This window comes from Jiella avicenniae, assembly GCF_021390325.1.
In the GTDB taxonomy this organism is placed as follows: domain Bacteria; phylum Pseudomonadota; class Alphaproteobacteria; order Rhizobiales; family Rhizobiaceae; genus Jiella; species Jiella avicenniae.
On sequence record NZ_JAJUWU010000040.1, the window covers coordinates 1 to 7,577 of the forward strand.

Here is a 7,577-nt window from a genome sequence, read left to right on the forward strand (position 1 = left end):
TCACGGCTGGGAGGAAAAACGCCCGACCAGACCTACTTCAACCAGCCGCTTCTCGCAGCAGCGTAAACCCGGCAGACGATCCACTTATCAAGCCGCCGAGGCTGTTCAGACAAACCAAGCCACTTCTACAAATCGACCGATCCCTTCGTCGATATGACGGTTTACGAGCGCGGCGCCGATCCGATCGACTTTGAAGCCCTCGCCGGTGCGCCTTGTTGGATCGGCGTCGATATGAGCACGACGACCGATCTAACCGCAGTCGTCGCCGCGTTCCGTCATTCTGACGACGACGAGCGCTTCGTCGTGCTCCCTCACTTCTTCATTCCCGGTGACAACGTGCGCGCCCGTGGCGAACGGGACGGCGTACCTTATCCCGCGTGGAAGGACGAAGGGCACCTCACGGCGACACCCGGCAACGTGATCGACTACCGCGCCGTCGAGCGACATATTCGCAGCCTCGCCGATCGCTATGACGTGCGCGAGATCAATTTCGATCCGGCCTATGCGCAGCCTGTCATGGGACCGCTCACCGACGACGGCTTTCCCACCGCGACCATGCGGCAAGGATGGGTGACGCAATCGCCCGCCCTCAACACGCTTGAGCGCGCGATCGTCGCCGGGAAATTCCAGCACGGCGGGCACCCTGTCTTGCGCTGGTGCTTCCAAAACGTCGCGATCCACACCGACAGCGCCGGCAACAGGACCATGCACAAGGGCAAGAGCACCGATCGGATAGACGGCGCCGTTGCGACATGGATGGCCGTCTCGCGCGCCGCAGCCAACGAACAACCCACCCCCTCCGTCCTCACCGGTGACAACTGGCAGGACTACGCCGCATTTTAATGAAGGAGTACCATGGCGCGCACTGACGAAGCCGAACTTGCAATCCGCCTTGAGGCGAAGATCCGCGACTTTGAAAAGTCGATGGAACGCGCCTCGAAGACTGCCGAACGCAACTTCAAGCGTATGGAGGGCGACGCCAGCAAGAGCGCCAAGCGCCTCGAAACGTCTTTCCAGCACGCCGGGCGCAATATCGAAGGCAGCCTCAAAACCTCGCTCGCTGGCATTGGTCGCGGTCTCGTCATCGGCACCGCTGGCGTTCTCGGCGTCGAAAGCGCCAAGGCTGTCGCCGATCTCGCTGATCAGTTCAAAGGGCTGAAGAACCAACTTCGCGACGCGGGCCGCTCCGGCGACGATCTCGACAAGACCTTCGGCGCGTTGTTCGCCATTGCGCAGAAACAGGGCGCCGCAGTCGGTTCGCTCGTCTCGCTCTACCGCGACGCTGCGCAGGCTGGCGAGACCTTGAACGCTACCGAGGCCGATCGGCTGGAGTTCGCCGAAGGCGTCGCAAACGCCCTTCGCGTCGAGGGCAAGAGCGCCACCGAGGCCGCCGGCCCGCTGCAACAGCTTGGCCAGCTTCTCGCCGCCGGCACTGTGCGCGCCGAGGAATTCAACAGCGTCAACGAAGGTCTTCGGCCCGTCCTTCAGGCCGTCGCGAACGGTCTCGTCGAGGCAGGCGGTTCGGTCTCGAAACTTCGTCAGCTTATGCTCGACGGCAAGATCTCATCGGAAGCCTTCTTCCGCGCCTTCATCGCCGGTTCGAAGTCTCTTGAAGAACGCGCCGACAAGGCCGAAGGCCGCGTCTCTCAGAGCATGAACCGGATCGGCAATGCGATGATCCTTCTCGTCGGACATATCGACGAGGTATCGGGCGCGTCTGGCAATGCCGCCGATGGCTTGAACGCCGTCGCCAGCGTGATCGAGAAGCTTCCCGGCTATATCGACGCTGCCGTGCAGGGCATGGGCGCGCTGACGAAGTATCTGAACGATCTCGGCAACTCGTCGGTTTTCGCGAAGATCAATGACGCCCTTGGTCTGAACGATCTGTCCGACGCCGATCTCGCGAAATACGGCATCACCCGCACGGCGAACAACCGCGTTTCCTCCGCTTTCGAGACGACCGCAGGGACCGGCGTTGCCGAAGCCGAGAAGGCGGGCCGCGTCATTGGCGAAGGCGCCAAGGATGCGAAGGTCTCGCTGAAGGACTTCGCCACGACCGTCAAGCAGACGACCGGGACGCTCTCTCAGAGCGCCGCGCATGACATCCTGAAAGGCAAGCTCGCCGCAGGAAAGCCGGCGAGCTACGTCGAGGACATGGATAGCGGCTTTGCTACAGCGCTCGCACAGATGATGCAGGCGGCGCCGGAAGCCGTGCGCGCCGCCACCACGATCAATTCCGGTGCTCGATCGATGCGCCGGCAAGCCGAGTTGTTCGACGCCGCCGTGAAGAAGTACGGCAGCGTTGCCGCAGCGCGCAAATGGGTCGCGCCTCCCGGCAAGTCTCAGCACAATCACGGCGAGGCTGCCGATCTCGGCTTTGCGACGAGCGATGCGAAACAGTGGTTCCACGACAACGCCAGTAAGTTCGGGTTGTCGTTCCCGATGTCGTGGGAGCCATGGCACATCGAGGATTCCAAGGCGCGCCGGAAGCTCGACGACGATAATTTCATGGAACAGCGCCAAGCGTCGCAGGACGAAGCGGCTCGGCGCGCCGACAGCCTTCGCCAGCAGAGCGACGCCTATAAGCAAATCATCACCGACGCCGCGCGCTACACCCAGGAACAGCGCACGGAACAGCAAGCCGTCGGTATGAGCGCCGAGGCGGCGGCACGGCTTCGCTACGAACAGCAAATGTTGAATGATGCGCAGGCGGCGGGCATCGCCATTACGCCGCAGATGCGCGCCGAGATTGCCGCCGCTGCGGCACAGATGGCGAGCGCCGAGGCCGCAACGCGCTCCTATGCGCAGAGCCAAGATGACGCGCGCGCTGCAGCGGCGGAATGGCAGGGCATTGCTCAGAACGCGGCGAACGGACTGATCAGCGACTTGCTCGCCGGGAAGGATGCCGCGAGCGCCTTCAGCGACATGCTCGGCAAGATCGCCGATCGGCTTCTCGACATGGCGCTGAATAAGCTTTTCGAGAACGCCTTCTCAGGCGCGACCGGAGGCGGTGGCGGTGGCTTCCTATCTTTCGTAAGCGCGATCTTCGGCTTCCGCGACGGCGGCATCGTCAAAGCAGCGTCAGGCGGGCTCATTCGTGGCCCAGGCACCGGTACGTCTGACTCAATCCCGGCGAAACTTTCCGATGGCGAGTTCGTCGTTCGGGCCGCAGCCGTGAAGAAGCACCGCGGCTTGCTCGAGGCGATCAATTCCGGGCAGATCGCAGGCTTTGCCAACGGCGGGCTCGTCGGCGCACCTGCGCCGATCAGTTCGCCTCGCTTCGCCCCCGCCGGCGCGAGCCGTGACCGGGCAGTCGCGATCACCTCGAATGTCACCGTGAACGCCTCCGGCGGCACACCCGAACAGAACGATCAGCTGGCGAAGAAGACGGCGAAGGCCGTCGAGAACCAGATGCGCGCGATCGTCCACGAGGAACTCTACAAGGCCACCAAGCCAGGCGGACCCTATGCCGGCGTTCGGCGCGGCTGACGAAAAAGCCCGTCGCGGAGACTAAACGCGACGGGCCTTATCAAAGGAAGCCACACAGATGACCTGCCAACTATTATGCAGGATCGGCAGACGCGACGCAACAAATTTCGCACATGCTCCGGTCAAACGGCTCGAACAGAAGCAACGATTCGAAAATGCTCATACAGAGTCATAGAGCGCGTTTGTTGATTGGCGGGCGCCATCGCACCACCCGCACACTGTTTGCTCGCTGGCGGGCTTCTGTGTGGATTCTGTAGCTGAAGATTGCTTGCCGGCGCGGAACAACTTTTGGCGCACCCATGGGACCGCAGAATTTCGCAGTATCAGCCGCAGGCGCTTTTCCGTCCCGGAGGATCTTCCGCTTCCTAACCTCCGATTGGCGTAACCCTTCCCGGAGAAGATCAGATCAACCGCAGCCGGCGCGAAGCGACGGCTCCGAGCGAAGCGAGGAATGATTGATCCGTCCCGGAGGATGTTTGCTGAAAGAGTACGTCACGCGCTTGTCCGCGTTTTGCTCCATTATGAAGTTTATATGCTTTTGACTTTTGATCTTTGAGCATATGGGGGAAAGTCGAGAAAAAAGCGTGACGCCTCAGCGCACCCGCCTGCTACGAAAACGCAGACAACAGCGTGACAGATGGCCCTTCCGACGCAAATGCGGACAGCAGGCGTGACACACCATCACGCCGTCGAGCCGCGAAAATGCGGACAGAAGCGTGACGCACTCGTCGCCCATCCCGGCTAAGGACGAAAGTAACGTCGCTCTTTACAGACAATAAATCTGCAAAACGCAACGCGAAAACCGCTTCTCACCTCCAGCGTGATCGTATAGAATCATTAGCAACAAAAAAATGCCGCCCCACCGGACACCGGGGGACGGCAATTAACTTATCCAATAGGTAGACCATAATGCATCGCGCTAGCAGTGTGCAAGCGGTTTCCGACGCCGAGCGCGAAGTTGCTCGCCAGCTCCGGAACCTTGATCACTTCTTCTCGCGCCGCCAGCGCGACCCGCTGCCGGAAATCGACGGCTCCGACCTCGATCATGTCCCTCAAGATGAGCTGGACGCGCTTGCCGCGCTCGACGACCTTCCGCAGATCACTGACGCGCCCGCGAGCGCTCCGGCTGATGAGCCGACGGCGCAACCCGACCTGCCGGCGATCATGGACTTAGCGCGGCGCCATCAGGCTAAACGCCACGAGGAGAACCGGGCCGCGAAATATGTCCGTATCTGCGAAGAGAACCGAGCCTTTGCCCGCCTCCGGTACGCCCTGCTCATAAAGGAGACAGAAGGTCGCGCCGTTCGCTCCTATCAGCCGACGACGGCGAGCGACCCAAACGCCAGCGAAAGCCCCGACGAGCGTAGGAGGCGCAAGGATGCTGAGCGCAAGCGCGCGAAGCGAGGATCGACCGCGCGCCCGGTACGCAGCGAGGAAGAGCGGCTCGCGCATAAGCGCGCTCAAGCGGTGGAGCGTCAACGGCGTCGCCGGGAAAAGCTAAAGAGCGACGCATCCGGCGGCAACCCGGATTATGCGCTGTTCTGACGAAGAGTGTTAGATATTCCATCGCAAGAAAAGCGTTTTCACTCGTCAACCAAAGTAAGTACTTATTTATATTTGAGTTATATTTTCGTTCAGATAGAAAAACTGCTTGGCAAGGGTGAATCTCCATGCAATATCGATCTTGCTCACACCAACGAGGGGAACGACTTCCTTGAAACCGACAGATCATTATCTTCCGGACGAAGCATACGAACGGCTCATCGCGAGCCTGCTGGCGTCTCAAAATCCCGGTCCAGAACACATGCACGATCGTCAGACGGCGATTGTCTCGGCGCTCGCCGATCGCGCAATCTGGCCCGCCTCGGCGAAGCCAGAACCCGCTCTTCCGCCGGAGCTGCTGGAACTAGTAGCGCGCACAAAGGCGAGCATCGCCGATCAGCCGCTAGAAGAACCGAGCGTCGAGACGGGGCTCGGCATGACATTGCGGACGCTCGACGATGTCGAGAGCGATCTTCAGAGCTTGCTTCAGTGTGTCGAAGACCCTTCGGATCTCTTGAGCGCGATTGCTCATGTCCGATGCGCGAAGCGCTCGATCGACGTTGTGATCGACGCCGAGACACCGCAATTGCGGATCGTGGGATAGGCAGACGGTTCGGACGTTACCTCGGCGCTCGCCTACGCCGGGATCAGAGATTTGCCGTTGGCGGGCGGGCTCATCGTCGTTCGCCCGCCCTGCGTCATCAAAATGGTATCTCGTCTTCGAGGTCGTTCGCTGCATCTTCTTTGGCGGTCGAAGGCCCTTCGATCCGCTTTTGCTCTTCCGGTGCGGGAAGGGCTTCCTTCTCGTCACGGGATTCACCGAGGCGCTTCAGAATTTTATCGAACAGCTTCTTTGCCGGAGCAAGCTTCTTGTTAATGTCGTCAATCGGATCGGTAAGGCGCATCACAACCTCACCCACGGATTCGACCCAAGTGCGATTGGTGTCGATCTCCATTGCCAAACGATTGAGCGCGTTGAAAATGTGCTCGCGCTTCAGCTCCGGCAAGTCGATTTGATGTAATATATGTCTGATATTGCTGATATAAGAGTGTATTTGCTCCCGAACATCAGCAGAAAGACCGATAGCGCTCCGACTTTTTCGTCTTTCATCGCCTAGAGAAAATGCGTGCAGCGCTTTCCGTCGTTCGACATAGTTTATGACGTTGGAGTACGGATACCACGGCTGGTCATCACCAACAATGTTTATATTGGTTACCTTCTGAAGCTCGTCATCGCCACGGCTGATAGCGTAGGCGTTCAATCCATTGATGTAAAACTGCTCTGCAGTCCAATCAGAGTTATCGTTCTTCTTATTCTCGTCGCGCAGCGCGGCCATATAAACTTCAAATTCTAGAAATGCTTGGTGTTTATCGTCTGGTAGAGACGCTACGAAGATAGGATCAATTCGCACCGAACGCTCCTTCAGCATGGCCCGACATTTAGGGGCCGACATCAAACGTGTTGCGTGGCGCGCAACACCCGGTGTAGGAACTCGGGCGTAGGATCTCTCCTACGCCCTTCGCTAACGCGCTCGTTATCTTTTCGCAGGGAGCACGAGCACGATGATGATCACGGTCAAGAGACAGGCGAGCCCGACGGCGAGCTGTCCTTGACCGCTGATTTGGATGAAGGGAAGAGTTATCACTAGGGAGCCCATCGCTCCTCCTTGAGCTTGAGAAGACCCGGCATCGCCGGGCCGCGAATCACTCGCAGGTTGTTGGTACAGGCTGCGGCGATTCGCTGCAAAGCAAAGAAGCCGGGGGCAGGCGGGCTCGCCCCTTACCGTCTGGATAACTCTATCCCCGGTGGATAATAGCGGGGACAAGTTGTCAGTGTTTCTGTTTTGTTCCATGCCTCGCGCATGGGCCGCAGAGACATCACCAACGCCGACAGCTTCCGCCGATCGATGGCGGTCAAAGTCACCTGCCGGGGCTGCAATCGGTTCGCCTACTTCCTCGCCAGCGACATCATCGAACGACAGAAGGCGCTCGGCGTCTCACAGCTCCGCTATCGCTGCATAGGCTGCAACGCGGAAAAGTCGTCGCTCCAGACGCTGACGCTTCCCGGCGATCGATCCGGCTTCATCATCGTCGAGCGTCTGCCGCCGCTCTGACTTATCCACATGCGCAGGCGTCCATTTTCAGGTTTGTAACAAGACCCATAACGCCACCATAAGATATTGATATTGCTATAATAACGTCGAATTCGATCCTCTCCGCCGGCACCATTCGGACGGTCACCCTGCGGCGGCCGGGCCTGAACCCGGGTCGCGGCGATGTCGGAGCGAGTTCCCTTGGTCCGCAGCGGGTTGCCGATAGTCGTGGCAACTCGACGCAAGATGCGACCTCAAGTCGGACGACGACCGCACGCCCGCTGGCGAAAGGCCCCTGGCTTGCGCAAGCGCGGCCCGAACAGCTGGTCTCCCGTGAAGAATTTCGAAGCCACTGAAATGGCTGACTGATCGGCATCTGCAAAGATTTGACTTTTGCCGGTTTCAGCCGTCTGTGGCCGCAGAAACTTGCAAATTGCGTTGCGGCGTTGAGCG

At 59.8% G+C, this 7,577-nt stretch carries 7 protein-coding genes; 5 read left to right on the forward strand and 2 right to left on the reverse strand.

The annotated features are described in order from the left end of the window. Positions 1-153 precede the first annotated feature (153 nt). The 4 genes from LZD57_RS23775 (at position 154) to LZD57_RS23790 (ending at position 5,635) form a co-directional block, all read left to right on the forward strand. A complete protein-coding gene (locus LZD57_RS23775) occupies positions 154-843 on the forward strand; it encodes a terminase TerL endonuclease subunit (RefSeq protein WP_233722071.1) in 690 nt (229 codons plus the stop codon). Positions 844-855: 12 nt separating this feature from the next. Beyond that, on the forward strand, positions 856-3,489 hold the full coding sequence (locus tag LZD57_RS23780; RefSeq protein WP_233722072.1) for a tape measure protein: 2,634 nt from the start codon (positions 856-858) through the stop codon (positions 3,487-3,489). Between the two features lie 909 nt (positions 3,490-4,398). Then, positions 4,399-5,034, forward strand: coding sequence for a hypothetical protein (locus tag LZD57_RS23785; protein WP_233722073.1), 636 nt, complete (start codon positions 4,399-4,401; stop codon positions 5,032-5,034). A 169-nt stretch (positions 5,035-5,203) separates the two neighbouring features. After that, a complete protein-coding gene (locus LZD57_RS23790; RefSeq protein ID WP_233722074.1) occupies positions 5,204-5,635 on the forward strand; it encodes a hypothetical protein in 432 nt (143 codons plus the stop codon). Positions 5,636-5,732: 97 nt separating this feature from the next. Here the strand turns inward: LZD57_RS23790 and LZD57_RS23795 are convergent, their stop codons facing one another. Next, complete coding sequence (locus tag LZD57_RS23795; protein ID WP_233722075.1) at positions 5,733-6,461, reverse strand: hypothetical protein; 729 nt, start codon at positions 6,459-6,461, stop codon at positions 5,733-5,735. A gap of 432 nt (positions 6,462-6,893) precedes the next feature. On the opposite strand from LZD57_RS23795, the gene LZD57_RS23800 reads away from it, so the two are divergent. Next, entirely contained in the window at positions 6,894-7,145 is a 252-nt protein-coding gene (locus LZD57_RS23800) for a hypothetical protein (protein WP_233722076.1), read from the forward strand. A 233-nt stretch (positions 7,146-7,378) separates the two neighbouring features. On the opposite strand, the gene LZD57_RS23805 is transcribed toward LZD57_RS23800, so the two are convergent. Further along, positions 7,379-7,577 (reverse strand): hypothetical protein (locus tag LZD57_RS23805; RefSeq protein WP_233722077.1); only part of this gene is annotated, 199 nt, incomplete at its 5' end.